This is a genomic window from Sphingobium sp. TomTYG65, from assembly GCF_055395525.1.
In genome coordinates this window covers 226596-251093 of record NZ_AP027330.1, presented here as the reverse complement: position 1 = coordinate 251093, position 24498 = coordinate 226596, and the positions used below count along the sequence as shown (strand labels likewise).

Annotated in this window: 21 protein-coding genes and 1 tRNA gene; 6 read left to right on the top strand and 16 right to left on the bottom strand. The window is 63.9% G+C overall.

Annotated elements, in window-relative coordinates:
* Positions 1-3: 3 nt before the first annotated feature.
* Together ACZ5Y5_RS01335 and ACZ5Y5_RS01330 are read right to left on the bottom strand one after the other, a co-directional pair.
* Positions 4-1470: a TolC family outer membrane protein gene (locus ACZ5Y5_RS01335; protein WP_464809425.1), complete on the bottom strand. Its 1467-nt coding sequence runs from the start codon at positions 1468-1470 to the stop codon at positions 4-6.
* 15 nt (positions 1471-1485) lie between these two features.
* Positions 1486-2118 carry a protein-L-isoaspartate O-methyltransferase family protein gene (locus ACZ5Y5_RS01330; RefSeq protein WP_464809424.1) on the bottom strand — a complete coding sequence of 211 codons (633 nt, stop codon included), beginning with the start codon at positions 2116-2118 and terminating at the stop codon, positions 1486-1488.
* A gap of 191 nt (positions 2119-2309) precedes the next feature.
* Here ACZ5Y5_RS01330 and ACZ5Y5_RS01325 point away from each other — a divergent pair.
* A tRNA-Cys gene (locus tag ACZ5Y5_RS01325) sits at positions 2310-2383 on the top strand.
* 20 nt (positions 2384-2403) lie between these two features.
* On the opposite strand, the gene ACZ5Y5_RS01320 is transcribed toward ACZ5Y5_RS01325, so the two are convergent.
* A complete protein-coding gene (locus tag ACZ5Y5_RS01320) occupies positions 2404-3195 on the bottom strand; it encodes a sulfite exporter TauE/SafE family protein (protein ID WP_464809423.1) in 792 nt (263 codons plus the stop codon).
* A gap of 164 nt (positions 3196-3359) precedes the next feature.
* Here ACZ5Y5_RS01320 and ACZ5Y5_RS01315 point away from each other — a divergent pair, with 164 nt between their 5' ends.
* The gene (locus ACZ5Y5_RS01315) at positions 3360-4034 is read left to right on the top strand and encodes a glutathione S-transferase N-terminal domain-containing protein (RefSeq protein WP_464809422.1); all 675 of its coding nucleotides are present in this window, start codon (positions 3360-3362) and stop codon (positions 4032-4034) included.
* Between the two features lie 417 nt (positions 4035-4451).
* Here the strand turns inward: ACZ5Y5_RS01315 and ndk are convergent, their stop codons facing one another.
* From ndk to ACZ5Y5_RS01300, 3 genes are all read right to left on the bottom strand, one after another.
* The gene (gene ndk, locus ACZ5Y5_RS01310) at positions 4452-4874 is read right to left on the bottom strand and encodes a nucleoside-diphosphate kinase (RefSeq protein WP_037461517.1); all 423 of its coding nucleotides are present in this window, start codon (positions 4872-4874) and stop codon (positions 4452-4454) included.
* 89 nt (positions 4875-4963) lie between these two features.
* Positions 4964-5401: a DNA polymerase III subunit chi gene (locus tag ACZ5Y5_RS01305; RefSeq protein ID WP_464809421.1), complete on the bottom strand. Its 438-nt coding sequence runs from the start codon at positions 5399-5401 to the stop codon at positions 4964-4966.
* Between the two features lie 85 nt (positions 5402-5486).
* On the bottom strand, positions 5487-6932 hold the full coding sequence (locus ACZ5Y5_RS01300) for a leucyl aminopeptidase (RefSeq protein ID WP_464809420.1): 1446 nt from the start codon (positions 6930-6932) through the stop codon (positions 5487-5489).
* A 221-nt stretch (positions 6933-7153) separates the two neighbouring features.
* Between ACZ5Y5_RS01300 and ACZ5Y5_RS01295 the strand changes: the two genes are divergently transcribed.
* From ACZ5Y5_RS01295 to rsmA, 4 genes are all read left to right on the top strand, one after another.
* A complete protein-coding gene (locus ACZ5Y5_RS01295) occupies positions 7154-9388 on the top strand; it encodes an LPS-assembly protein LptD (protein ID WP_464809419.1) in 2235 nt (744 codons plus the stop codon).
* Positions 9389-9487: 99 nt separating this feature from the next.
* Positions 9488-10873: a peptidylprolyl isomerase gene (locus ACZ5Y5_RS01290; protein WP_464809418.1), complete on the top strand. Its 1386-nt coding sequence runs from the start codon at positions 9488-9490 to the stop codon at positions 10871-10873.
* The gene (pdxA, locus tag ACZ5Y5_RS01285; RefSeq protein ID WP_464809417.1) at positions 10851-11888 is read left to right on the top strand and encodes a 4-hydroxythreonine-4-phosphate dehydrogenase PdxA; all 1038 of its coding nucleotides are present in this window, start codon (positions 10851-10853) and stop codon (positions 11886-11888) included. Before ACZ5Y5_RS01290 ends, pdxA begins: the two co-directional genes overlap by 23 nt.
* Entirely contained in the window at positions 11878-12717 is an 840-nt protein-coding gene (rsmA, locus tag ACZ5Y5_RS01280) for a 16S rRNA (adenine(1518)-N(6)/adenine(1519)-N(6))-dimethyltransferase RsmA (RefSeq protein WP_464809416.1), read from the top strand. The genes pdxA and rsmA overlap by 11 nt, the downstream gene beginning before the upstream one ends.
* A 274-nt stretch (positions 12718-12991) precedes the next feature.
* Here the strand turns inward: rsmA and ACZ5Y5_RS01275 are convergent, their stop codons facing one another.
* From ACZ5Y5_RS01275 to ptsP, 10 genes are all read right to left on the bottom strand, one after another.
* Complete coding sequence (locus ACZ5Y5_RS01275) at positions 12992-13510, bottom strand: tetratricopeptide repeat protein (protein WP_464809415.1); 519 nt, start codon at positions 13508-13510, stop codon at positions 12992-12994.
* Between the two features lie 77 nt (positions 13511-13587).
* Complete coding sequence (locus ACZ5Y5_RS01270) at positions 13588-14763, bottom strand: RsmB/NOP family class I SAM-dependent RNA methyltransferase (RefSeq protein ID WP_464809414.1); 1176 nt, start codon at positions 14761-14763, stop codon at positions 13588-13590.
* Positions 14764-14775: 12 nt separating this feature from the next.
* The gene (gene guaB / locus ACZ5Y5_RS01265; protein ID WP_464809413.1) at positions 14776-16233 is read right to left on the bottom strand and encodes an IMP dehydrogenase; all 1458 of its coding nucleotides are present in this window, start codon (positions 16231-16233) and stop codon (positions 14776-14778) included.
* A gap of 151 nt (positions 16234-16384) precedes the next feature.
* On the bottom strand, positions 16385-16738 hold the full coding sequence (locus ACZ5Y5_RS01260; RefSeq protein ID WP_464809412.1) for a hypothetical protein: 354 nt from the start codon (positions 16736-16738) through the stop codon (positions 16385-16387).
* A gap of 99 nt (positions 16739-16837) precedes the next feature.
* Positions 16838-18787 (bottom strand): ATP-dependent zinc metalloprotease FtsH, encoded by a 1950-nt coding sequence (gene ftsH / locus ACZ5Y5_RS01255; protein WP_464809411.1) that lies wholly within the window; start codon positions 18785-18787, stop codon positions 16838-16840.
* Positions 18788-18861: 74 nt separating this feature from the next.
* Positions 18862-19053 carry a hypothetical protein gene (locus ACZ5Y5_RS01250; protein ID WP_464809410.1) on the bottom strand — a complete coding sequence of 64 codons (192 nt, stop codon included), beginning with the start codon at positions 19051-19053 and terminating at the stop codon, positions 18862-18864.
* 144 nt (positions 19054-19197) lie between these two features.
* On the bottom strand, positions 19198-20145 hold the full coding sequence (gene tilS, locus ACZ5Y5_RS01245) for a tRNA lysidine(34) synthetase TilS (protein ID WP_464809409.1): 948 nt from the start codon (positions 20143-20145) through the stop codon (positions 19198-19200).
* Between the two features lie 6 nt (positions 20146-20151).
* Positions 20152-21060: a tetratricopeptide repeat protein gene (locus ACZ5Y5_RS01240; protein WP_464809408.1), complete on the bottom strand. Its 909-nt coding sequence runs from the start codon at positions 21058-21060 to the stop codon at positions 20152-20154.
* Positions 21061-21194: 134 nt separating this feature from the next.
* A complete protein-coding gene (locus ACZ5Y5_RS01235) occupies positions 21195-22118 on the bottom strand; it encodes a helix-turn-helix domain-containing protein (RefSeq protein WP_464809407.1) in 924 nt (307 codons plus the stop codon).
* A 90-nt stretch (positions 22119-22208) separates the two neighbouring features.
* A complete protein-coding gene (gene ptsP / locus ACZ5Y5_RS01230) occupies positions 22209-24485 on the bottom strand; it encodes a phosphoenolpyruvate--protein phosphotransferase (RefSeq protein WP_464809406.1) in 2277 nt (758 codons plus the stop codon).
* Between the last annotated feature and the right edge of the window lie 13 nt (positions 24486-24498).

The following is a 24498-nucleotide window of genomic DNA, read 5'->3' as shown; positions in this document are numbered from 1 at the left end:
AACCTAAGGTTGTTGCGCCAACCCCGCAGGCACATTGGCATTTTGTGGAGGCGTGTCAACGGTTCGCGTCGCTTGCGGCTTGGGTGCGGGATCGAAATCCCAATCGAACCACTTGCCCTTGACCCGCTCATAATTAACCATGGGGTTATACAACGCGCCCGTTTCAAGGCTCAGATCGTCCGCCTCCGCATGGCCCATCGCGGCCAGCAGGCTGAAGCCAGCCACATAGGCGTTACGACGCGCTGAAACCAACTGAACCTTGGCGTTCAGGGCTTCCTGCTCGGCATTCAATATGTCCAGGATCGTACGGCTGCCCACGGAATTTTCGGCACGGACGCCTTCCAGCGACAGGTTCGCTGCTTCGACCGCCTTCTGGTTCGACTGGATGCTCTGCAACGAAGCCTGCCAGCTTGCATAGGCCGACCGGGTCTGCGCGATAATGCTGCGCTCGACTTCTATTTCCTGCTCGATCGACTGCGATTCCAGCGCCTGGTTCTGGCGCACCTGCGCTGCCGGACGCCCGCCCTGATAGAGCGGGAGACGCAGTGTTGCGCCCGCCACCACCTGCTTGTTGGTCTGCGACGGATCAGACACGCCTTGTTCGTGCAGTGACCCCAGATAATGGGTGTAGCTGCCCTGCGCGAAACCGGAAAGCGTCGGCAGCACGGCCGCCTTGGCGACCTTCACATCATAGCCAGCCGCTTCCCGCAGCTTGCGCGCGGCGATGATGTCGGGATTGTCCGCAAGCGCCACCTGCACCGCTGTCTCAGTCGAGGCAGGCAGTCCTGGCAAGGGCGGCGGAGGCTGCAAATCATCTGGCGCGTCGCCAACCAGTGCGATGTAGTTTTCCCGGCTGGCGATGAGATTGGCCTGTGCGGTCTGCAAATCCGACCGTGCGAGCGCGAGCCGCGACTCGGACTGGGCGACGTCGGTGCGGGTCAGGTCGCCCACCTCGAACCGGTCGCTGGATGCCTGAAGATTAACCTCCAGCGCATTCACATTGGCCATGTTGAACGAGACGATGGCGCTATCGCGGATGACGTCCATATAGGCAGCAACGACGCGGGAGAAGATCGAAGCCTCGGTCCCACGCAAATTGGCCTGTCCTGCTTCGACGCGAACCTTCGCCGCCTTCACCCCGTTGCGGACAGCGCCGCCCTGGTAGATCGGCACGCTGACGGTAGCGGTCCCCGCAAGCGAGCGGTCTGGCGCCAGGAAGGATCGCGCCGGTTTGACGATCAGCTCTTGAAACTCTGCTGTGGTGGCCACGTCCGGCCGCCCGTCCGCCTTGCGCAGCGGCACATTTTCATCCGTCGCGCGCTGCTGCGCACGGGTGCCCGTAAGCGTCGGATTGGAACGATAGGCCTTGGCGAGCGCACCCTGAAGTGTCTCTGCGCTCGCTATTCCAGCATTGAGGAGCAGCAAAACCGTGACGGCGGAGTGCCTCAGAAACACCTGCTTTGCGGTCATGACCCCCCCGGTCCGTTAAAAGACAAAACGCTCCGGCGCAGAAAAACCGGGCAGCACTACCATCTCCAGATCGGCAAGGCTTGCAAGGCCCAGCACGCCCGACACCACGCGCCCGCTACAGAGGCGGGTAACGCCCCGCTCCACAATACCCGTCACGACGCGTGCGCCATCAGCAAGCTGCTGAACGAGCGTGTCGGGCACTTCCTCCACTGCTCCGTCAATGAACAGCAGATCATAAGGCGCACCTTCGGGAGCGCCAGCGGCCAACGGGCCGCGTACGATCGTGGCCGTGGTGCCCAGTACCTGCGGACCATCTTCGGTCTCGACCGCCGTCACCTTAGCGCCAAGCGCGGAAAGCAGCGCCGCGGCATAGCCAGTGGCCGCACCGATCAAAAGGACGCGATCGCCTTCCTGAACATGTGCTTCCTTGAGCAGGCGCCCGGTGACCAGCGGAGGGTTAAGCGCGCGACCACCGCCAAGGGGAATGGGACGATCGATATAGGCCATCGCCCGGCGTTCGGCGGGGACGAAATCCTCCCGCGGCACCTGCGCCATGGCGGCAATCACGCGCTGGTCATCGACATCGCTAGTGCGAAGCTGGCTTTCGACCATGGCGGCCCGCATCGATGAAAAATTCTGCTCGGTCACGACACTTCCTCGATTGGCGCAACTGTATTGGGAAGGCAATACAGTAATGACATTATCGGACCTCTAAATCACAGGGCGTACAACGCCAAGCGGCTTTCCACGCCGATGAGCGAGAATCTTGAGGCGATGCGCCACTGGTGCGCTTGACTTTGGGACAAAAGCCTCACATTTGCGGCGTCCCACATGCGCGAGGCCCGATGGCGGAGTGGTGACGCAGCGGACTGCAAATCCGTATACGCCGGTTCGATTCCGGCTCGGGCCTCCAAACATTGCCTCAACTCGCTGTCAGGCGATCAGGCGCCAACCAACCACCACCAGAACCAGTGCCAGCAGCGGCTGAAGCACGCGGTCAGACGCGCGTGTCGCAAGCAGCGAGCCGATGACGATACCTGGTATCGACCCGATCAACAGGTTGAACAGCAAGCCGGGGTTGACGTTTCCTATCCACAAATGCCCCAAGCCTGCGACCAGGGTGAGCGGCACAGCATGGACGATATCTGTCGCTACCAGCCTCTGCATCCGCATGCGAATGGGATAGAGCGCCAGCAGCAGGGTCGCGCCGATCGCGCCTGCGCCAACGGACGTCAACGTGACCATCGCCCCCAGCAGCGCTCCCGCCGCGACCGTCAAGGCGGGCTGCCAGCGTGTAAAGCTGTCGGCGGTGCCGACACGGCGCGCCAGAGCCCAGCGGTGAAAGCGCCCGCGCATCAGGGTCGCAAAGGCAGTGCCGATCAGCACTACGCCCAGTGCCGTGATAACGATGCCACTCTTTACCTGTCCGGCATGCGTCTGGGATAAAATCAGCAGCATGATGAGCGAGGCAGGCAGGCTACCCAGGCAAAGCCGCTTTACCACCTCATAATCAGGCCCGCCGTCCGGGCCGCCATGGCGGTGATGAATCGCGCCGCCGACCGACTTGGTGATGGCCGCAAACCATAGGTCGGTGCCGACCGCCGTCGCAGGCGCTACTCCGAACAGCAGGATGAGGATGGGCGCCATCAATGATCCGCCGCCCACGCCAGTCATGCCGACCATCAGTCCCACGAACAGGCCAGCGATCCCATGCAGCAAATCCATATCATGCCCCCGGGCTTGTCGATGAAGGCGACGGCTTACGACCGTGCGCGCGGTGCATCCAGCCCCAGCGGAGAGAAATTTTCACCTGCAAAAGAGGCGTATCACCAGATTCCCCGCGCCGGGCGGGCTCGACTTCCCTTCCCCCACCCGTCTAAAGAAGAGCGATGATGAAGCTTTTCATAGGCAATAAGGCTTATTCGAGCTGGTCGCTGCGCGGCTGGCTTGCCTGCAAGCTCAGCGGCTTACCCTTCGAGGAAGTCGTGGTCCCGCTCTATGACGAGGCTTGGGAGAAAAGGCGCGAAGGCGATGAATTCGCGCCTTCCTCGGGCAAGGTGCCGATCCTGTGGGATGGCGATGACACGGTGGTGTGGGATAGCCTGGCGATCATCGAATATCTGAATGAGAAGACTGGCGGCGAGAAATTCTGGCCCACCGACACCGCCGCGCGAGCAATGGCGCGCTCGATGGCGGCGGAAATGCATTCCAGCTTCGCCGCGCTCCGCCGCGAGCACAGCATGAACATCCGCCAAATCTATGAAGCCGTGCCGCCTTCCGAAGCAGTCGCCCATGACATTGCACGGATCATGCAGCTTTGGGCGCAGGCGCGTGCCCGCTATGGCGGCACCGGCGATTTCCTGTTCGGCGAGTTCGGCGCAGTCGACGTCATGTTCGCGCCTGTTGTAACGCGCTTCATCACCTATCAACTGCCCGTCGCCCGCTTTGCCGAAGCCTATATGCAGGCGATCATCGCTCATCCCTGGATGCAAGAATGGATCGGCGGCGCGCAGGCGGAAGAATGGGTGATCGATCGCTTCGAAGCGCCGCCACAAGTAGGATGACGGACTGAAAACGGCGGTTTTCGGCCGAAGTTCACACCATATGCGCGCGCGTACGCAGGCGCGCGTAGGCGTGAGGGACTGTGGATCGACCATTTGAAAGACCACGCCGGGGTAGGCCGGTCAGCCGCATGTAGGACAGCGACAAAAGAGGCGTGTAGGACGCTTTTTGCCGCGATCGTGGCATGACTGTCACAGTTGGTCGCAGGGTTGAAGTTGAGCCGTTTATCAGCCCTCCCTTGCAAGAGAAGGACGGTGGTAGGCCGCCGTTGGGAAGGGCAAAAGCTCGCTGCGCTCGCACCCACCCCAACCCCTCCCTTGAAAGGGCGGGGCTAAACTGGAACGCCCCTGATGCGCGCGCATAAAAAAGGGCCAGCGGAATGATCCACCAGCCCCTTTTTCTCTAACGCTCGCGCGAAATCAGCCGACGATTTCTTCCGGCTTGAAGAAATAGGCGATCTCGATCGCGGCATTTTCCTCACTGTCCGAACCATGGACCGAGTTCGCTTCGATCGACTCGGCATATTCCTTGCGAATCGTGCCTTCATCGGCATTGGCGGGATTGGTGGCGCCCATGATGTCGCGGTTGCGCTTCACGGCGTCTTCGCCTTCCAGAACCTGGACGACAACGGGGCCGGAAATCATGAAGGCGACCAGGTCAGCGAAGAAAGGGCGTTCCTTGTGAACGGCATAGAAGCCCTCAGCCTGTTCGCGGCTCATGCGGATGCGCTTGGAGGCGACGACGCGCAGGCCCGCTTCTTCCAGCTTCTTGGTCACGGCGCCGGTCAGGTTGCGGCGCGTGGCGTCAGGCTTGATGATCGAAAAGGTGCGGGTCACGGCCATGAGGCTCAAAAGCTCCGGATTGTTGGAATTGGCGGCCCTTTAGACCGCACCGCCCCACACCGCAAGAGGGCGTGGACGACCCGACCGAGTTACGGCCCCTGCACCCATTTCCCCTCCTCCTGCCGCCAGAAACGGGGGGTGACGTTCTCGCGTTTCGACAAGGCGCGCCAGCTTTCACGCGCTGCATCAATGGTGACGGCGTCGAAAAAATAGAAGGCACGGTCGAAATCGAGCGCCTCTTCGCGCCAAAGACCATCCGCCAGCGCGATGTGCCGCGCGCCATTCGCCGGAGCGCAATCATGGGCCAGTAGCACCGGCTGAAGCGAGTCTTTGCCCTCTCCGGCACGGCCATGGGCAAGGAAGCTCTCCGGCGGCCCTTCCCAAAGGCCGGTAGAGATGCGCTCCAACTGCGCCTCCTCCTGCGCCACTACCAGCAGCCGCTCCCCCAGCCCGAGCACACGCGCGGCGATGGCGGGCAGCACCCGATCGACCGGGTCGCGGCTCAGCTGGTAGAAATCGACTTGCATGGAGATCCTTTACTCCGTTCGCCCTGAGCTTGTCGAAGAGCAAGCGCAAGGCTTCGACAGGCTCTGCCCGAACAGAAGCCAGATTTCAGCGCTCGAACTTGTCGGCCACCAGCCGGTCGATCAGACGTACGCCATAGCCGGTTGCGCCCTTGTCCCACGTAGCGCCAGGCTTGTCCGCCCACACCATCCCGGCAATGTCGAGATGCGCCCACTTCACGCCGTCATCGACGAAACGCTTGATGAACTGCGCAGCGGTGATCGACCCAGCATAGCGCGCGCCCATATTCTTCATGTCTGCGATCGGGCTGTCTATCAGCTTGTTATAGGCATCGGATAGCGGGAAGCGCCACAACTGGTCGCCCGCCGCCTTGCCCGCGGCGATCAGATCCTCGGCCAGACCTTCGTCATTGGCGAAGAGGCCCGCATATTGGTCGCCCAGCGCCACGATCATCGCGCCGGTCAGCGTCGCAAGATCAACGATGACCTCCGGCGCATAGGTCTTCTGCGCCCAGGTGATCACATCGCACAGCACCAGGCGGCCTTCAGCGTCGGTGTTGATAACCTCGATCGTCTGGCCGGACATGGAGGTGACGATGTCGCCGGGCCGCTGCGCATTGCCGTCGGGCATATTCTCAACCAGGCCGCAGATGCCCACGACGCGCGCCTTTGCCTTGCGGCCCGCAAGCGCCTTCATCGCGCCGGCGACGGCCCCGGCGCCGCCCATGTCCCACTTCATGTCCTCCATGCCCGCGCCGGGCTTCAGGGAAATACCGCCCGTGTCGAAGGTCACGCCCTTCCCGACGAACACCACCGGCTTGGCTTCCGCACCACCGGTGCCGTCCCACTCCATCGCCAGCAGACGCGGCTCGCGCACGGATCCCTGCGCCACGCCCAGTAGCGCGCCCATTCCGAGTTCGGCCATGGCTGCCTTGTCGAGGACAGTGATCTTGACGCCCAATTGCTCCAAATGGCGGCAGCGTTCGACGAAGCTTTCGGGATAGAGGATGTTCGCAGGCTCAGCCACCAGTTCGCGTGTGAAGGCGACGCCTTCGGCCACGGCCCCGAGCCGCTGCCATTCCGCCTCCGCGCCGTTCGCGACCAGGCTGATCTTCGTCAGCGTAGGCTTGGCCTTTTCCGGCTGGCGCGTGCGATAGGTATCGATCCGCCAGCCGCGCAGCAGGGCGCCGAACGCGAAATGCGCCGCTTTCTCGCCGCTTGCGCCACCGAAAAACTCGACCGCCGCATGGGCAGCACCGCTCGTCAGCAGGCGAGCGGTGAGCGCCGCGCCAGCGCGCTCCATATCCGTGTCGCTGCCGGCGCCGGTGCCGACCAGCACCACGCGCAGCACCTTGCCGCCTTCCTCCGCGAAGCTCTCGAAGCTTGTACCCGCCTCACCCGTGAAGCGCGCCGCCACCGCGCCCGCCGCCAAAGTCGCCGCCGCCGCAATCGGCAGAGCGTCGAAGCCGCCCTTGGGCACGGCAAAGACCAGGGTGTCGGCGTCGGGACGCACCGGGCTGAACGCGATTTCCATCGAAGGTCCTTCTTCTTTTCTGATCGTCGAGCGCTAGAAACGCGCCAAGTCAGATAATGTCGCTTGCGTCATCTGGCAAAGCCGTTCGACCGATTTCCAGCAAAAGAAGCGTGACGAAGATTGCGGCGCAGGCAAAGCAATGCGATAGGCGAGCAACAAAGCGCCCCTGAAGAGGCCCGATCCCTTTGCAGATTTATCCTCGTTCCTTGCGTCTGAAACATATGCTGGCCGCCAGCGCCGCGCTCATCTGCATGGGCGGGATACCGCATGTGCTGGCGCAGGAGTTGCAGGCACCGCAGACACCCGCCGGTGCGCAGGACGCCCCTGTGCCCGCCAGCGATGAACAGATCGGCTTCGCCGCCGACAGCCTGGAATATGACAGCAATACGGAGATCGTGACCGCCAGCGGCAATGTCCAACTGCTGCGGCAGGGCAACAGGCTGCGCGCGGACAAGGTGGTGTGGAACCGCAGCACCGGACAGGTCGAAGCGCGCGGCAATGTTTCGGCCACCGATCCAGAAGGCAATATCGCCTATGGCGACCGCTTTCAGGTCACCGACACGCTGAAGGACGGCACCGTCGAAAATATGCTGTTGGTGCTGCAGTCCGGGGGCCGGCTGGCGGCAGCGCAGGGCGTGCGCGTCAACGGCGTCTATACGCTCCACAAGGCGGCCTATACCGGCTGCTCTGTCGAGGATAGCCATGGCTGTCCCAAGGAGCCGACATGGCAGATCAAGGCGGTGAAGGTCGTTTATGATCCGGTCGCCGCCCGGGTAAAATATCGCAACGCAAGTATCGAACTGTTCGGCCTGCCGCTGATCCCGCTGCCGGGCTTTTCCCATCCAGTGGGCGATACGGGCGGCAGCGGTTTTCTGGTGCCTAACATCCGCTACGACCGGACGAACGGGCTGGAAGTCGCTCTTCCCTATTATCTGAAGCTCGCGCCCAACCGCGACCTGACGATCACGCCGCATGTCTATTCGGACACGCTGCCGATGCTGGAGGCGAACTTCCGCCACCGTTGGGATCGGGGCGCCTACCAGATTACCGGCTATGCCACCCATGCAAGCCGCTCGGCCGCCAGCAGCACCCTGCCCGGATCAACCACTCCTGCGGGAACGGAAAAGGACTTCCGCGGCTATCTCGACGCCAGCGGCGGCATGCAGCTGACGCCGGAATGGAGCATCAACGGATCGATCCGGGTCGCCAGCGACCGCACCTTCCTGCGCCGCTATGACATCAGCCGCGACGACCGCCTGCGTTCGACTCTCGGAGCGCAGCGCATCGGGGAAAACAGCTATTTCTCGATCGCAGGCTGGGCGGTCCAGACGCTGCGCAGCGGCGATCCGCAGGGCCAGACGCCGATCGCCCTTCCCGTTATCGATTACCGCCTGCGCCTTGTCGATCCGCTGTTGGGCGGCCGCATTCAGCTTCAGGCGAACAGCCTCGCCATCACCCGCACCCACGGCCAGGACACGCAGCGCGCGTTCGCCGCGTTCGAATGGAACCTGCGCAAGCTGACCGGCATGGGACAGGAGGTGAATTTCACCACCTATCTGCGCGGCGACGTCTATCACAGCAGCGACAATCTGCTGAACAACATTCCCCGCTATGCCGGTGATCCAGGATGGAAGGCGCGCGGCATCGCTGCCGCCGCTATCGATGTGCGCTGGCCCTTCATTGGCGAAGCCTTCGGCGGCGTGCAGCGCATCGCCCCGCGGGTACAGATCGTGGCGGCGCCGCGGCTCGCCAACCTCTCCGTCCCCAATGAGGATGCTCGCGCGATCGACCTGGAGGACAGCAACCTCTTCGCACTGAATCGTTTCTCCGGCTATGACCGGTTAGAGGATTCCAGCCGCATCACCTATGGCCTGGAATATAGCCTCTCGCTGCCCGATTTCTCCCTGGAGACAGTGGTCGGCCAGAGCTACCGCCTCAACAATCGCGAAAGCATCCTGCCCGATGGCACCGGCCTGTCGGATCGCATGTCCGACGTCGTCGGCCGCACCACCGTGCGCTACAAGGATTTCGTCAGCCTCATTCACCGCTTCCGCCTGGACAAGGACGGCTTGGCGGTGCGCCGCAACGAGGTCGATGCCACCATCGGCAGCCGCAAAACCTATGCTATGGTTGGTTATCTGCGCCTGAACCGCAATGCCGCGCCGGGGCTGGAGGATCTGCAGGACCGCGAGGAACTGCGCCTGGGTGGCCGTGTTCAGTTCGCCCGCTTCTGGTCCGTATTCGGTTCCACCGTCATCGACTTGACGGACCAAAAGGAAGATCCGCTCAGCGTTGCCGACGGCTATGAACCCGTTCGCCACCGGCTTGGCGTCGCCTATGAGGATGATTGTTTAACCCTGGGCGTCACCTGGCGACGCGATTATCTGGCCGCCGGCGACGCGCGAAAGGGCAACAGCTTCCAACTACGGCTGGCTTTTCGGAATATCGGAATATAAGGATCACCCTTCCCGTTCAGGATCGGTTCTGGCCGCTCAGGACCTGTTAAGGCGGGTCGGCGCATCAGCGCCGGACCGTATTGGAGAGTTTTGCCGACGATGCAGCCTGTCGTTTCCCAGTCTTCCCGCCTTGGCCAGTCCTTTAGGACCAGCGTGCGCGCCCTGCTTCTGTCCTCGATCCTGCTCGGGTCCAGCGTCAATCATGTCGCGGCGCAGACCGTGGGTGACGATGATAAAGTCGCAACGCAGCAGCTCAACCTGCCCAAGGACGTGACCATCTTTGGCAAGAGCGATCCCAATGTCCGCAAAGCGACCGCGATCGTCAACGGCCGCATCATCACCGGGACCGATGTCGATCAACGCCTCGCGCTGATCATCACGGCCAATGGTGGCAAGGTGTCGGCAGAGGAAAAGGAGCGCCTGCGCGTCCAGGTGCTCCGCAACCTGATCGACGAAACGCTGCAGATCCAGGAAGCCGCCGCCCACGACATCAAGATCGACAAGGCGGAGATCGAGCAGAGCTACGAGCGCGTCGCGGCCAATTTCCGCCAATCGCCTGCTCAGTTCGACCAATATCTGCGTGCGCAGGGCAGCTCGTCCGCCAGTATCAAGCGGCAGATCGAGGGCGAACTCGCCTGGAGCCGCCTGCTTCGCCGCAACATCCAGCCATTCGTCAACGTGTCGGCCGACGAAGTGAAGTCAGTCGTCGATCGCATGAACGCGGCGAAGGGCAGCGAGGAATATCGCATCGGGGAAATCTACCTGTCGGCGACGCCGGAAAATCAGGCGCAGATTGTCGCCAACGCGCGCAACATCATCGAGCAGATCAAGCAGGGCGGCAGCTTCGCGGCTTACGCGCGGCAATTCTCCGAGGCATCGACGGCGGCGGTCGGCGGCGATCTCGGCTGGGTGCGTCCGGCCCAGCTGCCCGACGAATTGGCCAAGGCGGCGACGGAGATGCAGGTCGGTCAGATCGCCGGTCCCATCCCGGTTCCAGGCGGCGTCTCGCTTATCTACGTCATGGACAAGCGCAAGGTGCTGACCGCCGATCCGCGCGACGCACTGCTCAGCCTGAAGCAGCTGTCGGTCAGCTTCCCGGCAGGCACATCCAAGGAACAGGCCAGCGCCAAGGCGGCGGCTTTTGCCGCACAGACCAAGTCGATCAAGGGTTGCGGCCAGGCCAATGAACTGGGCGGGAAGATCGGCGCCGATGTGGTCGATAACGACAATGTGAAGGTGCGCGACTTGCCCCCGCAGCTGCAGGACATTCTGCTCGGGCTGCAGGTCGGCCAGGCGACGCCGCCCTTCGGATCGATCAATGACGGCGTACGCGTGCTGGTCGTCTGCGGCCGTGACGAAGCGAGCGGAGCGGCCGCGCCCAATGCCGAGCAGATCATGGCGCAGTTGGAGGAAGAGCGGGTCAACAAGCGCGCCCGCATCTACTTGCGCGATCTTCGCCGCGATGCCGTCATCGACTATAACTGACCCCGCCTCGGCTCGTCACGAGCTGGCGCCCTTTGCGGTGCCGCTCGGCGACCCGGCGGGGATCGGTCCTGAAATCGTTGCGAAAAGCTGGGCCATGCGCGAAGCACGCGGCTTGCCCGCCTTCTTCGCCGTGGGTGATGCCGCATCCCTGCGCCGCGTCTGGCAAGGCCCCGTCGCACCGATCGCGACGCCGCAGGAAGCGGCTGAGGTTTTCGACACTGCCCTCCCCTGCCTTCAGGTCGCCGAAGCTGGCGAGATCGTGCCGGGCACGCCAAGCATCGACGGCGCGCGCACCGCTTTCCAGGCGTTGGAAGTCGCGGTGGGTCTGGCCCGTACAGGATCGGCGGCAGGGATCGTCACGGCTCCCGTAGGCAAGGAGCAGCTATATGGCGTCGGCTTCACCCACCCAGGCCAGACGGAATTCGTCGCTGAGCGCTGTGGCGTAGCGCCCCACAACGCCGTCATGATGCTGGCGGGGCCGACTTTGAAGGTCGTGCCGGTCACCATCCACATCCCACTTGCCGAGGTGCCGTCGGTCCTGACGATCGACCTCATCCGGGCGCGCGCCATCACGACCGTGAAGGGGCTGCAGCGCAATTTCGGCGTGCCCCGGCCGCGCATTGTCGTCGCCGGGCTCAATCCCCACGCGGGAGAGGGTGGAGCACTGGGCCGCGAAGAAATTGAGATTATCGGCCCCGCCATCGAATCGCTGCGAGAGGAAGGGATGGATATTGTCGGCCCCCTGTCCGCCGATGGCCTTTTCCACACCCGTGCGCGTGAAACCTACGACGCCGTGCTGTGCATGTATCATGACCAGGCATTGATCCCACTGAAGACGCTGCATTTCGACGAAGGCGTCAACATCACGCTCGGCCTGCCGATCGTCCGCACTTCGCCTGATCATGGCACCGCATTCGGCATCGCGGGCAAGGACAGCGCCAATCCCGGCGCCATGATGGCGGCGCTCAAGATGGCGGCGGAAGCGGCCCGTTCCCGGCTGACGCATGGGGTCTGAGGCGCGGCCGATCCTGCCGCCGCTGCGTGAGGTAATCGCTGCGCACGGTCTGCAGGCCAGCAAGGCGCTGGGGCAGAACTTCCTGCTGGATGAGCAATTGCTGGACCGTATTGCCGCCATTCCAGGCGATCTGAAGGATCAACCCGCCTTTGAAGTCGGCCCCGGCCCCGGCGGCCTTACGCGCGCCATCCTCCGGGCGGGCGCGCGGCTTGTCGCCGTCGAACGAGACGATCGCTGCCTGCCCGCCCTGGCCGAACTATCGCAAGCCTTTCCAGGACAGTTACGCGTCATTTCGGGCGACGCAATGCAGGTGGATGCGCGGGCGGAGGCTGGCGAGAAGGCGCACATCATCGCCAACCTGCCCTATAATGTGGGCACCGCGCTACTGGTTGGTTGGCTTTCGGCGGATTGGGACCCGCTGCCCTGGTGGTCGTCCCTTACGCTCATGTTCCAGATGGAAGTCGCCGAGCGCATCGTCGCCAAGCCGAACGGCGATCACTATGGCCGTCTGGCCGTCCTGTCCCAATGGCGCAGTGAAGCCCGCATCGCCATGAAGGTCCATCGCAGCGCCTTCACCCCGCCCCCAAAAGTCATGTCCGCCGTGGTGCACATCACGCCCAAGCCAGCGCCGGAGGGGGTGCAACTCAAGCATCTTGAACGCCTCACTGCCGCTGCCTTCGGTCAGCGCCGCAAGATGCTCCGGCAAAGCCTCAAAGCGCTGCCGGGCGCGCTGGATGCCCTGCAAGCCGTCGGCATCGACCCGCAACGGCGCGCAGAAACAGTCAGCGTCGAGGAGTTTGTGGAACTGGCCAGAGTGATGGGAACGTAACACCCCGTCATTGCGGAGATGAACGGCGCCCGCAGCGCCCAAATCATCGGTCTGTCCAAAACGCACATCGACGGCGCAGGCTTTGCCTTACCCAGGCAACTCCGCGCCGTCTCGCGATTCAAGCAAAATCCAGAGAAAGCGCCCAACGGCGCGACCAACCTCCGCGAACTCTGCGCCTCTGCGCCTCTGCGCCTCTGCGCGAAGATTCAACGGAGATGAGCCATCCCGGCGTCATGTCCCACAAGGCTTTCTTACGCCGGTATCTCAGCCTGCGTTACGGCGTCTCCGTCGCCGGCGCCTTCGGCACTGCCACGCCTTCCTTGGCGCTCAATACCGTCGCAGGCGGCCCCTTCTCGATCGCCGCCGCCAGTTGCCCAACGGCTGCACAGTCCGACTTGCAAGCATTGCGAGCCTGGACGAGATTTTCCTTTGCCTTGGCGATGGCACCCTTTTCGACCATCGCCTCACCCTGGCCGACCAGCGCTCCTACATCGGACGGGTCGAGCAGCAGCGCCTCTCGATACAGGCGGATCGCCTTGCCCTGGAGACCCTGTGCCCGCGCGACTTCCGCCAGTTCGACATAAGCGGATCGGTTGCGCGGATCGACGGCCAGCGCCGTTTCCAGCGCATCGTTCGCCGCATCGAAATTGCCCGCCTTGCGCGCTGCCGCGCCTGCATGCTGCCATTCGATCGACAGCGGCGAAATCTGCGTGTCGGGCCGCTGTGTCAGACCGACGCTCGACACGGTGGTCAGCACGGCGGCGAGGGCGATGGAAGCAGGGGTAAAGCGCATGCACAACTCCAGCCATGTTTCAGGCGTTGATTCTGCCCAACTGTCGTCATTTTGGCTGGGCTTGTCCATCGCCTCTTTCATGCCATGCGCCGCAGCCGCGCGAAATAGAAACCATCCGTCGCATCATGGCCGGGCGTCAGAAGGCGGCCATCACCATGATCACGGCCTTGCCTTATCAGGATCGGCTCGGCCTCCCATCCATGATGCCGTTCAAGGAAGCTTCGCACCTGTCCCGCTCCCTCCCGGTCCGTCAGTGCACAGGTCGCGTAAATGAGCGCACCCCCTGGCGCCAGCAGTGGCGCGGCAAAATCCAGGATACGCGCCTGTTCCCGCACCAACCGATCAAGCCGCGCAGGGGTCAGCCGCCAGCGGGCCTCGGGGTTGCGCCGCCATGTGCCGGTGCCGGAACAAGGCGCATCGACCAGCACGACATTAGCCTGCCCCTGCAAGCTCTCCAATGCACCCGCCTCATGCCCCTGGTCCAGCAGCAGCGTTTCGATGAAGGTCGCCCCTGCCCGCTCCGCACGCGGCGACAGCCGGGCGAGGCGCGACCGGATCGTGTCGGCCGCGATCAGCGTCCCTTTGCCCGCCATCGCAGCCGCGAGCGCCAGCGTCTTGCCCCCAGCCCCGGCACACAGATCAATGACGGTCATGCCCGGCTCAACCGCACAAGCGGCGGAGATCAGCTGACTTCCCGCGTCCTGAACCTCGACCAGCCCGTGCTTCCACGCATCGCTCTGCTCCACCGGCCAGCCCTCAGGCAGGCGCAGCGCATCCGGCAGGCCCTCGATCGTGGCAGCTTCGGGAAAGAGCGGCGCAACCTTGTCGGGGGCCGCCTTCAATCGGTTTACGCGCAGATCGACAGGAGCCCTGCCAAGCAGTTCCTGTTGCTCCACCGGCTCCGCAAGCAGAGGCGCAAGCCAACCCGGCACGGCTCCGCTGGCAGCACCTGTCTCGCCCGGCGCAATCGGCGCGGGACCATGAGGCGACCCGTCGAACAATGCAGCGACCTCCTCCCGCTCGCGCGCGAGGCCGATCATCGCCGCGCGGCCGCTCTCGGGCCGCTCCGCCGCGCGCCGCACCGCATCATAGACATGGTCCCGCACCGCTCGCCTGTCGCGCGACCCGGCATAGCGCCGTTCCTTGAAGTAGCGCGCGATCAGCGTGTCCGCCGCTGGCCCGCCATCCCGTGCCGAAGCGATGATGGCGTCCAGCAGTTCGATCGCTGCCTGGACGCGAGCAGATGGCGTCACGCCCGCCGCCCCTTAGCGTGTCGGGTAATTGGGGGCCTCTCGCGTGATCGTCACATCATGCACATGGCTTTCCGAAAGCCCCGCATTGGTGATCTGCACGAAGCGTGCGCGTTCCTTCAGGTCCTGGATCGTTCGGCTGCCGGTGTAGCCCATGGCCGCCTTCACACCGCCAACCAGTTGGTGGATGACGTCCTTGGCCGGGCCCTTGAACGGCACCTGGCCTTCAATGCCTTCAGGCACCAGTTTCATCTGATCCTTGATGTCGGCCTGAAAATAGCGGTCTGCAGAGCCGCGCGCCATCGCACCGACGCTGCCCATGCCGCGATAGCTCTTATAGGCGCGGCCTTGATACAGGAAGGTTTCGCCCGGCGCTTCCGCCGTTCCGGCCAGCAGCGATCCCACCATGACGCAGCCCGCACCGGCCGCCAGCGCCTTCGCCACATCGCCCGAGGTGCGCAGGCCGCCGTCCGCGATCACCGGGATGCCCTGCTTGGCCGCTTCATTGGCCGAATCCATGACGGCGGTCAGCTGCGGCACTCCGACACCTGCGACTACGCGCGTGGTGCAGATCGAACCCGGTCCGATGCCAACCTTCACGCAATCCGCGCCCGCGTCGATCAGCGCCTTGGTCGCCTCGGCGGTCGCGACATTGCCTGCCACGACCTGAACATGATTGGACAGCCGCTTCACCGCCTCGACCGCCGCAGATACCTGCTTGCTATGGCCATGGGCCGTATCGATGACGATCAGATCGCATTCGGCGTCGATCAGCGCCTCGCTACGCTCCAGCCCCTTGTCGCCCACGGTCGTCGCGGCCGCCACGCGCAGGCGGCCCGAACCGTCCTTGGTCGCCTGCGGATAGGTAACGGCTTTTTCGATGTCCTTGACGGTAATCAGGCCGACGCAGTGATAATCATCATCCACCACCAGCAGCTTCTCGATCCGACGCTGGTGCAGCAGGCGCATCGCCTCATCCTGGCCGACGCCCGCCTTTACGGTCGCGAGATTATCCTTGGTCATCAGCTCGCTGACGGGCTGAGCCGGGTTCTCGGCAAAGCGGGTGTCGCGATGGGTGAGGATGCCGACCAGCTTGCCCGAATCCTCGACGACCGGAATACCGCTGATCCGGTGCCGCTCCATCAGCATTTGCGCATCCGCCAGCGTGGCGCGCGGCGTGATGGTGATGGGATTGACCACCATGCCGCTCTCAAAGCGTTTCACCGCCCGAACCGCAGCCGCCTGCTCCTCCACCGACAGATTGCGATGCAGCACGCCGATGCCGCCCAGTTGCGCCATGACGATGGCCATGTCGGCTTCCGTCACCGTATCCATCGCGGACGAAAGAATGGGAATGTTGAGCTTGATCTGCTTGGTCACATGAGTGCTGGTGTCCGCTTGGCTCGGCAGCACATCGGATTCGGCGGGCTGCAACAGCACGTCGTCAAAGGTGAGGCCGAGGCGGATATCCATGTGAAAGCCACTTTCTGCTGCGCGTGTCGGCGAGGACCGCTGGGGATTCGTGGCGGCCCATGTAACCATTAACCAGCGAAACGGCCAGACCTAGCCGCCGATTTTGTTGCACGAAGGCGAGTACGAGTGCCGCGCCCCGCCGCAATGGGTGTTAGCTGGCACTTTCCTGTTCATCCCCGAGCCGGTCAAGCCAGGCTTGAGCCTGCTTGGGCTCTCCGACAGCATGCGCGCTGACTGGTCCGCGCGCCGCGAGAAACTGCTGTTGCAGTTCGAACGGCTCCATCATCAGCTGTTCGCGCAGGTCATCGACCGCCTCGCCAATTTCCGCCAGACGAGCGATAGTGGGGGCGATCGCGGCCCGGGTCGCACGATCCCCTTTATGGTCGAAAAGACCCCATTTGCCCGATGCCGTATACCGCAATGCCGCGAGGAGGGCAGCGCGATATTCCGCCTCCAGCTGCAGACGGCGGACGTCCATGCGTTCAAGTCGGTCAGCTTTGGCCATGTCCGGCCCTTATCGCAGCATAACCACCGCCGCAATCGAGGCGCATGAAACAAAAAAGGCGCCGCCTTCCGGCAGCGCCCTTCTTAACCTCCAGCCTGTTCAGATCCCAGCCGGCGAAGGCTCTCCGAACGGCCCCTTGCGCTTGCGCGTCTTAGGGATGGAAGACCCCGCCGCGGGAACCGCGGAGGGCTTGATCATGGTGCCGTCGTCCCGGGTGATCTCACCCTTGTCCAGCAGCGTCTTGATCTCTTCGCCGGACAGCGTTTCATATTCCAGCATCGCATTGGCGAGCAGGTGCAGCTGATCCTCATGACCTTTGAGAATTTCCTGCGCCCGCGCATAGCCCTGCTCGACCAGACCACGAATTTCCTTGTCGATCAGCTTCGCCGTCTCGTCCGACATATGGACGCGCTGGCTCTGCGAATAGCCGAGGAAGGTTTCGCCCTGCTGCTCCTCATATTGCAGCGGGCCGAGCTTGTCCGACATGCCCCATTGCGTGACCATGTCGCGGGCCAGCTTGGTGGCATATTGGATATCGCCCGAAGCGCCCGAAGACACCTTGTCATAGCCGAAGATGATCTCCTCGGCGACGCGGCCACCCATGGCGACGGCCATGTTCGCGTGCATCTTGTCGCGATGGTAGCTGTAGCTGTCCCGCTCCGGCAGGCGCATCACCATGCCCAGCGCGCGGCCGCGCGGGATGATCGTCGCCTTGTGGATCGGATCGGACGCCGGTTCATGGACGGCAACGATGGCATGGCCCGCCTCATGATAGGCGGTCATCTTCTTTTCATCGTCGGTCATGACCATGGAGCGGCGCTCGCTGCCCATCATGACCTTGTCCTTGGCCGCCTCGAACTCGTCCATGGCGACCAGACGCTTGCCGCGACGGGCCGCCATCAGAGCCGCTTCGTTGACGAGGTTCGCGAGATCAGCGCCCGAGAAGCCCGGCGTGCCTCGCGCAATGGTGCGCGGATTGACGTCCGGCGCCAGCGGCACCTTCTTCATGTGGACGGCCAGGATCTTCTCGCGGCCCTCGATATCCGGGCGCGGCACCACGACCTGACGGTCGAAACGGCCCGGACGCAGCAAGGCAGGGTCCAGCACGTCGGGACGGTTGGTCGCCGCGACGATGATGATGCCCTCATTGGCCTCGAAGCCGTCCATCTCGACCAGCAGCTGGTTCAACGTCTGCTCGCGCTCGTCATTGCCGTTGCCAAGGCCCGCGCCGCGATGCCGGCCAACGGCGTCGATTTCGTCGATGAAGACGATGCAGGGCGCGTTCTTCTTCGCCTGCTCGAACATGTCGCGCACGCGGCTTGCGCCGACGCCGACGAACATCTCGACGAAGTCCGAACCTGAAATGGTGAAGAAGGGCACGCCCGCCTCACCCGCGATCGCACGGGCGAGCAGCGTCTTGCCGGTGCCGGGCGAACCGACCAGCAGCGCGCCCTTGGGGATCTTGCCGCCCAACCGCGCAAATTTGCTCGGGTCCTTCAGGAACTCGACGATTTCCTGCAGTTCCTCGCGCGCCTCATCGATGCCCGCGACGTCGTCAAAGGTCACCTTGCCATGCTTCTCGGTCAGCAGCTTGGCCTTCGACTTGCCAAAGCCCATCGCGCCGCCCGCACCGCCACCCTTTTGCATCTGACGCAGCACGAAAAAGGCGATGCCCAGGATCAGCAGGAACGGCAGCGACTGATAGATTAGGATCATCCAGAAGCTCGGCTGTTCTTCGGACTGGCCGGAATATTTGACATTATAGTCGTCCAGCAGCCCGGTCAGACCAGGATCGTTGACGGGCACGGTGTTGAAGCGCTGCCCGCTCGACAGCGTGCCGGTGATCTTGTCCGGAGCGATGGCGACGTCCTTGACCTGCCCTTCCTGCACCTTCGAACGGAATTCGGAATAAGCAATGCCGGAGCCCGCCTGCGATGCGGTCCGGCTGTCGAACATGGAGACGAAGAGCAGCAGGGCGATAATCACGCCCGCCCAAATCATCGCGCTCTTGATCCAGGGATTACCCTGCGGGTCCTTCTCGTCGTTCATCATCACTCTCTTTCACCGGGCAAGATAGGATGCTCCGGCGAAATCGCAAGTTGGGCGGTCAAACCGCCGGATGTTCATCCGCCAGCGAATTGCGACAGGGCGATATAAGCCAGGATCACCGCGACGCCCGCCGAAATGCCGCACAGCAGATAACCGGCGTACAGCAGCATCGGCGGATGCGGTTTCGCCAATTTCCGGTTACGTTGCGCTGCCGAAAGGATCACGCTGGCGAGCACACCATAGGTCAGTGCCGCAAATTCGAACATAACTCACTTTCCATGATAGAGGGCGGGCTCAATAAGCATGCAGGCTATTAAGGAAAGGTCATTGCGCTGCAACATTTCGACGGAGCGAGGCTAAGCCGCGTCAGCCCGTGGAACCTTTCCGTAACGATCTGGAAGCCGCTTCTTTCAACGGCGCGGCGGTGCCAATCGCACCGTCCACTCCGGTCCCCCTTTGAGCAGCGCTGCGCCGATGCTTACCTGCCTCCCTTGCGCGGCAGCGGCAATCGCGCGATCGAGCGCGTCCCCGCGCGGTGCTTCGGTCCCGGCTTTGGTAAGCATCCGCAACAGCACGCGTCGGAGCAATTCACGCGGCAAATCAGTGCGGTTCAGCACCCATCCTGCCCCTTCCGCCCTGACATGCCGGGTCTCCAGGACATCCACGCTCCAATCGAGAGCCTCTTCACACTCGGCCAGCGCGGCCGCACTCCGCACCGCCGCTTGCGAATCGATCCAATCGGCAGCAGCCAGATGCTGGCGAATCACCGCCCGGTCGAAGCGGGGATCGATGTTCGACGGATCGTTGACGAAGGGCAGCCGTCGCGACCGGGCATATTCAAGCAACGTCACGCGGCGCGCACCCAGCAGCGGCCGCAAGACATGCCCCTGACGCGCCCTGATGCCCGCCAAGCCATTGACCCCAGCGCCGCGATTCAGCCGCATCAGCATGGTTTCCAACTGATCGTCAGCATGATGGGCGGTGAAGATCCAATCGATCCCGCGCCTGCCACGCCATTCATCAAGCGCCATATAGCGCTGGGTCCGCGCCCACTGCTGGATATTGCCGGTCAACGGCTCTGCCGGGTGCAGCACCTCATGCGGAACGCCCTTTTGGCGGCACCATTCCGCCACCATATCCGCCTCGCTCGCCGAAACAGGCCGTAGCCCGTGATCGACCGTCGCCGCCTCCACCCGCCCCGGAAAGACGCTGGCGGCGAGGTCGAGCAGAGCCATGCTGTCCGGGCCGCCGGATACCGCGACGCCGAAACGCTGCGCATCAACGTCGCCCACCAGAGCGCTTACGCGCTGCGCCAGCAGGGTCTTCAGACCAGCCTCAGCCGATGGCGGCTCGGCCATTCCGATTTAGCTGCACTTGGCTTTGGCGCGGCCCTTGTCCATCATGCTGCGCTGGCTGGCCGACAGGCTCGCGCCATAGACCTGCTCCAGTTCCGCATATACTTTGCAGGCATCCGCCGGTTTCTTCAGCTGGATCAGCGCTTCACCCAACCAGGCAAGGCTGTCGGCCGCGCGGTCACCCTTGGGCCGCTTCTGATAATTTTCATAGAAGGTGACGGAGGCGAGCGCGGGCTTGCCGTCGTCGAGATAGGCGCGACCCAGCAGGTTCGCAGCGCGGCTGGCGACCGAAGCGGTGCCATATTTATCAACCGTCGCCTTCAACTGGCTCTGCGCTTCAGGATAGAATTTGGCGTCCCACAGGCGGTAACCATAATTATAGGCATCTGCCGCCGCATCTCCCGTGGAGGGCCGCTCAATGGCGGCCACCGCCGCCTTGCGCGCTTCACTTGCCGCGCCATTGGTGCCGGGGGTCGGCTTGGGAGCGGCAACGGCCGGATCGGCGGGCACGCTCGGCCGTACCGGCGGCGGAGCCACGACTTCCGCGCGGCTCTGCTGTTCCGCCTTATATTTGTTGAAGGCATCCTCCAGCTGGCGGATTTTGAAGCTGTTTTCTTCGACTTGGCCGGTCATGGAGGCAAGCTGCGATTCCAGCGCCCCCACCCGCGCGGTCAGATCGGCAATCGGCGAGGAAGAAGGAGTGCCTGGCGGCGGCGTGGTGGTCACGGGGCGATTGATCTCCGCCTCAAGTGGAGCGCCTGCCGGGAACACCTTGCGCTGCACCGCGCGCATTTCCTTTTCCAGCCGGTCCACGCGCACATCCAGCGCCACAGTCTGCGCCACAGCGGATGGCGCAAGCGCAACCAGCGTTGGCGCCCCCAGCAGCAGGGCGGTTGTCGCAAATAAGGCGTAACGCATGATGATCCCCGACTTGAACATTTCCCCGACAATGCGGTCACGAAAGGACCGCACCTCTTCCCTTTAACCATAAGGCGATATTCGCCGCCGTAAAGCGCGACGTGCGGCGGCTCAAGGCCGCACGCAGCGCCGGATTACTCGGCGGCTGGGGGTGCGGCAGGTGCGGGCGCGGCAGCTGGCATGGCAGGCGCGACGCTTCCTGTCACAGGCCGGACGGGAGGAGTTTGCGCCGCAGATGGCGCAGCAGGCGCGGCGGAGCCAGGGGCGGCGGCGGGGGCAGCGCGGGACAGTAGCGCCGCGGCGGAAACCGGCACATCCGAAATCGTGCGATCGGGCGCGCCCAATGGCGCGATCGGCTTGCCGCCCACCGTGACCGTCAAGGCCTGCGGCCGTCCCGTCAGGATCATGGGATTGCGCGCATTGGCAGGCAGGGTGAAGCTCTCACCCTTCTTCATCAGGCCATCTTTCAGCCGCTCGCCGGCCTCGTCATAGATGCGCAGCCAGACATCGTCATTGGCGGTAAAGACCACCGTCTGCACCACCGGCGCAGCAGGACGGACGCCAGCGGTGGGTTTGGGCGCGGCGGCGGGCTTTGCCTGCTGGGCGGCGATTTCCTGCCCGGTCGGCGGCGTCAGCAATTGCGTGCGCCAGATGGCGAATCCTGCCACGAGGATGATGACGATCGCCGCCGCCGTCCAGGCCAGCACGCGCGAAGGCACCCGCGCCGGATCGGCAGGCTCGAAACTTTCGTAGCGGCTGGCCCCCAGCTGGGACCCATGCACGGCGTTACGGACGTCGGCGGCAATCTCCACCTCGTCCAGATCGACGGCGCGCGCATAGGCGCGGGCAAAGCCCACCGCATAGGGAATACCCGGCAGCGCGGAATAATCGTCACGCTCGATCGCTTCCAGCTGACGCTGAGCGATGCGGGTGCGGGTGGCCACATCCTGCATCGACAGGCCCTGCGCCTCACGCGCGGCGCGCAACTTCGCGCCGGGGGTGCTGGGCTGCGCATCCGGCACTGCTGCGCCGGTGTCCAATTCGGGTTGTTCTGCCATGCTGCTCCGCGATCTTATCAGCCGGTCTTGTCTCATTCCGGCACAGCCATTGTCAACGCCATGGGGGCGGCGTCATTCCCATTTTCCGGTTCAATTCAGTTCGATGCCCCGCTCGTTGGCCCAATCGGTCAGCGCGCCCCGAACATCGACGACGCCATCATCCAGCAAGCCGCGCATCAGCCCCTGCAATTCGGCTGCATCGATCGCGCGGATCATCGCCTTGACCGGCCCGACCGACGCCGGGGTGATCGACAAGCGCCGCACGCCCAGGCCCACCAACGCCATCGCCTCCAGCGTCCGCCCGCCCATCTCGCCGCACACGCCGACCGGCACCTGATAGGCTTCGCAGGTCCGCACCACCCGGTCGAGGAAGCGCAATATTGCGATGCTGAGCCAATCATAGCGTTCCGCCAGGCGCGGATGCGCGCGATCCGCGGCAAAAAGGAACTGCGTCAGGTCATTGGTGCCGATCGACAGGAAATCCAGCCGGGGCAGCAGCAAGTCCAGCACCTCGGCCAGCGCAGGCACCTCCAGCATCGCACCATAGCGCACGCCAGCCGGCACCTTCTTGCGCTGCGACAGCAGCCATTCGCGCTGATGTTCGACCAGCGCGCGCGCTTCTTCATATTCCCACGGTTCCGACACCATCGGGAACATGATGTTGAGCACCTTGCCCGCCGACGCTTCCAACAGCGCCCGCGCCTGCGCCTTCATCAGGCCATCGCGATCCAGCGCCAGCCGCAGTGCGCGCCAGCCCATCGCCGGATTGTCCTCCAGCTCCTCATCCTCGGCGCGCTGCATATAGGGCAGCGCCTTGTCGCCGCCGATATCGACGGTGCGGAAGATGACCGGGCGGTCCCCGGCCGCGTCCAGAACGTCTTTGTAAAGCCGCTGCTGCTTCTCCCGCTGCGGCAGGGTGGCCGACACAAGGAACTGGAACTCGGTGCGGAACAGCCCGATGCCATCGGCGCCAACCAGATCCAGCGCCTGCGCATCCTCACGCAGACCGGCATTCACCATGAGTTCAATGCGCTGCCCGTCGGCCGTTACCGAAGGCAGGTCGCGCATCGCGGCAAACTCCGCGCGGCGCTTCTGCGTCACATGCAGCTTATTCTCGAACGCCTCGTCCATGTCGGGCGTCGGTCTGATGAGCAGGTTGTTGGCTGCGACGTCCATCAGTATGAGGTCGCCCTCATTCACCTGATGCCGAATTTCCCGCACGCGGCCTAGCACCGGCACGCCCATGGCGCGCGCCACGATGGTGACATGGGCGGTCAGCGATCCTTCCTCCAGGATCACGCCCTTCAGCCGCCGCCGGTCATATTCCAGCAGCTCCGCAGGCCCCAGGTTGCGCGCGATCAGGATCGCGTCCTGCCGCAGCCCGAGCTGCGCCGCCGTCCCCAACTGCCCCGACACGATGCGCAGCAGCCGGTTTGCCAAGTCCTCCAGATCGTGCATGCGATCCTGCAGCAGCGGATCATCAATCTGCCGCATCCGCATCCGCGTGCGCTGCTGCACCCGCTCGATCGCCGCCTCGGCGGTCAGGCCGCTGTCGATCGCCTCGTTGATGCGCCTGATCCAGCCTTCGTCATAGGCGAACATCTTGTAGGTTTCGAGCACCTCCTGATGCTCGCCCTCGGTGCCGAACTCCGCCGTCCCCGTCATGCGGTCGATCTGCTCGCGCATCTTGGCAAAGGCGGAAATGACGCGCTGCCGCTCGGCTTCGGTATCCTCCGCCACCGTATGTTCGACATGGACGCGCGGCTGATGGAATACGGCATGGCCACGCGCCATGCCCATCACCAGTTGCAGGCCCTGCAACATGATCGTGCCGGTATCCTGCACCCGCGAATCCGCCGGGCCATCGTCGGCCAGTTCGGCATTGGCGATCAGTTCCGACAGCACCATCGCCACGGTCTGCAGGGCCTCGATCTCGACTTCTTCATAACGGCGCGGCTCCACATGCTGCACGCACAAGACGCCGATCGCCCTCTCGCGCCGTACGATCGGCACGCCCGCGAAGCTGTGGAACAGTTCTTCGCCCGTTTCTGGCCGGTAGCTGTAATCGGGATGCGCCGCCGCTTCGTCCAGGTTCAGCGTTTCCACATTGGTCGCGATCAGGCCGACAAGACCCTCACCCATCGCCATGCGGGTGACATGGACAGCTTCCTGTTTGAGGCCGCGGGTCGCGAACAGTTCCAGCACACCCTCGCGCACCAGATAGATGGAGCAGACTTCGCTCGAAAGCGCCTGCCCGATGATGTCCACCACCTTGTTCAGCTTCGCCTGCGCGCTCGTTCGCGCAGCCATCACCTCCTGCAGGCGGATCAGGATCTGGCGGGCGGCGGCGGCGGGCGTCGTGGACATATGCCAGCGCTAT

Excerpts from the sequence above, each read along its gene's own strand:
- ptsP (WP_464809406.1), bottom strand. The coding sequence starts at position 24,485 with ATGTCCACGACGCCCGCCGCCGCCGCCCGCCAGATCCTGATCCGCCTG.
- ACZ5Y5_RS01315 (WP_464809422.1), top strand. The coding sequence starts at position 3,360 with ATGATGAAGCTTTTCATAGGCAATAAGGCTTATTCGAGCTGGTCGCTG.
- rsmA (WP_464809416.1), top strand. The coding sequence starts at position 11,878 with ATGGGGTCTGAGGCGCGGCCGATCCTGCCGCCGCTGCGTGAGGTAATC.
- ACZ5Y5_RS01320 (WP_464809423.1), bottom strand. The coding sequence starts at position 3,195 with ATGGATTTGCTGCATGGGATCGCTGGCCTGTTCGTGGGACTGATGGTC.
- ACZ5Y5_RS01250 (WP_464809410.1), bottom strand. The coding sequence starts at position 19,053 with ATGTTCGAATTTGCGGCACTGACCTATGGTGTGCTCGCCAGCGTGATC.
- ACZ5Y5_RS01295 (WP_464809419.1), top strand. The coding sequence starts at position 7,154 with ATGCTGGCCGCCAGCGCCGCGCTCATCTGCATGGGCGGGATACCGCAT.
- pdxA (WP_464809417.1), top strand. The coding sequence starts at position 10,851 with ATGCCGTCATCGACTATAACTGACCCCGCCTCGGCTCGTCACGAGCTG.
- ACZ5Y5_RS01260 (WP_464809412.1), bottom strand. The coding sequence starts at position 16,738 with ATGGCCAAAGCTGACCGACTTGAACGCATGGACGTCCGCCGTCTGCAG.
- ACZ5Y5_RS01290 (WP_464809418.1), top strand. The coding sequence starts at position 9,488 with ATGCAGCCTGTCGTTTCCCAGTCTTCCCGCCTTGGCCAGTCCTTTAGG.
- ACZ5Y5_RS01275 (WP_464809415.1), bottom strand. The coding sequence starts at position 13,510 with ATGCGCTTTACCCCTGCTTCCATCGCCCTCGCCGCCGTGCTGACCACC.
- ACZ5Y5_RS01240 (WP_464809408.1), bottom strand. The coding sequence starts at position 21,060 with ATGCGTTACGCCTTATTTGCGACAACCGCCCTGCTGCTGGGGGCGCCA.
- ftsH (WP_464809411.1), bottom strand. The coding sequence starts at position 18,787 with ATGAACGACGAGAAGGACCCGCAGGGTAATCCCTGGATCAAGAGCGCG.
- ndk (WP_037461517.1), bottom strand. The coding sequence starts at position 4,874 with ATGGCCGTGACCCGCACCTTTTCGATCATCAAGCCTGACGCCACGCGC.
- ACZ5Y5_RS01300 (WP_464809420.1), bottom strand. The coding sequence starts at position 6,932 with ATGGAAATCGCGTTCAGCCCGGTGCGTCCCGACGCCGACACCCTGGTC.
- tilS (WP_464809409.1), bottom strand. The coding sequence starts at position 20,145 with ATGGCCGAGCCGCCATCGGCTGAGGCTGGTCTGAAGACCCTGCTGGCG.
- guaB (WP_464809413.1), bottom strand. The coding sequence starts at position 16,233 with ATGGATATCCGCCTCGGCCTCACCTTTGACGACGTGCTGTTGCAGCCC.
- ACZ5Y5_RS01235 (WP_464809407.1), bottom strand. The coding sequence starts at position 22,118 with ATGGCAGAACAACCCGAATTGGACACCGGCGCAGCAGTGCCGGATGCG.
- ACZ5Y5_RS01305 (WP_464809421.1), bottom strand. The coding sequence starts at position 5,401 with ATGCAAGTCGATTTCTACCAGCTGAGCCGCGACCCGGTCGATCGGGTG.
- ACZ5Y5_RS01335 (WP_464809425.1), bottom strand. The coding sequence starts at position 1,470 with ATGACCGCAAAGCAGGTGTTTCTGAGGCACTCCGCCGTCACGGTTTTG.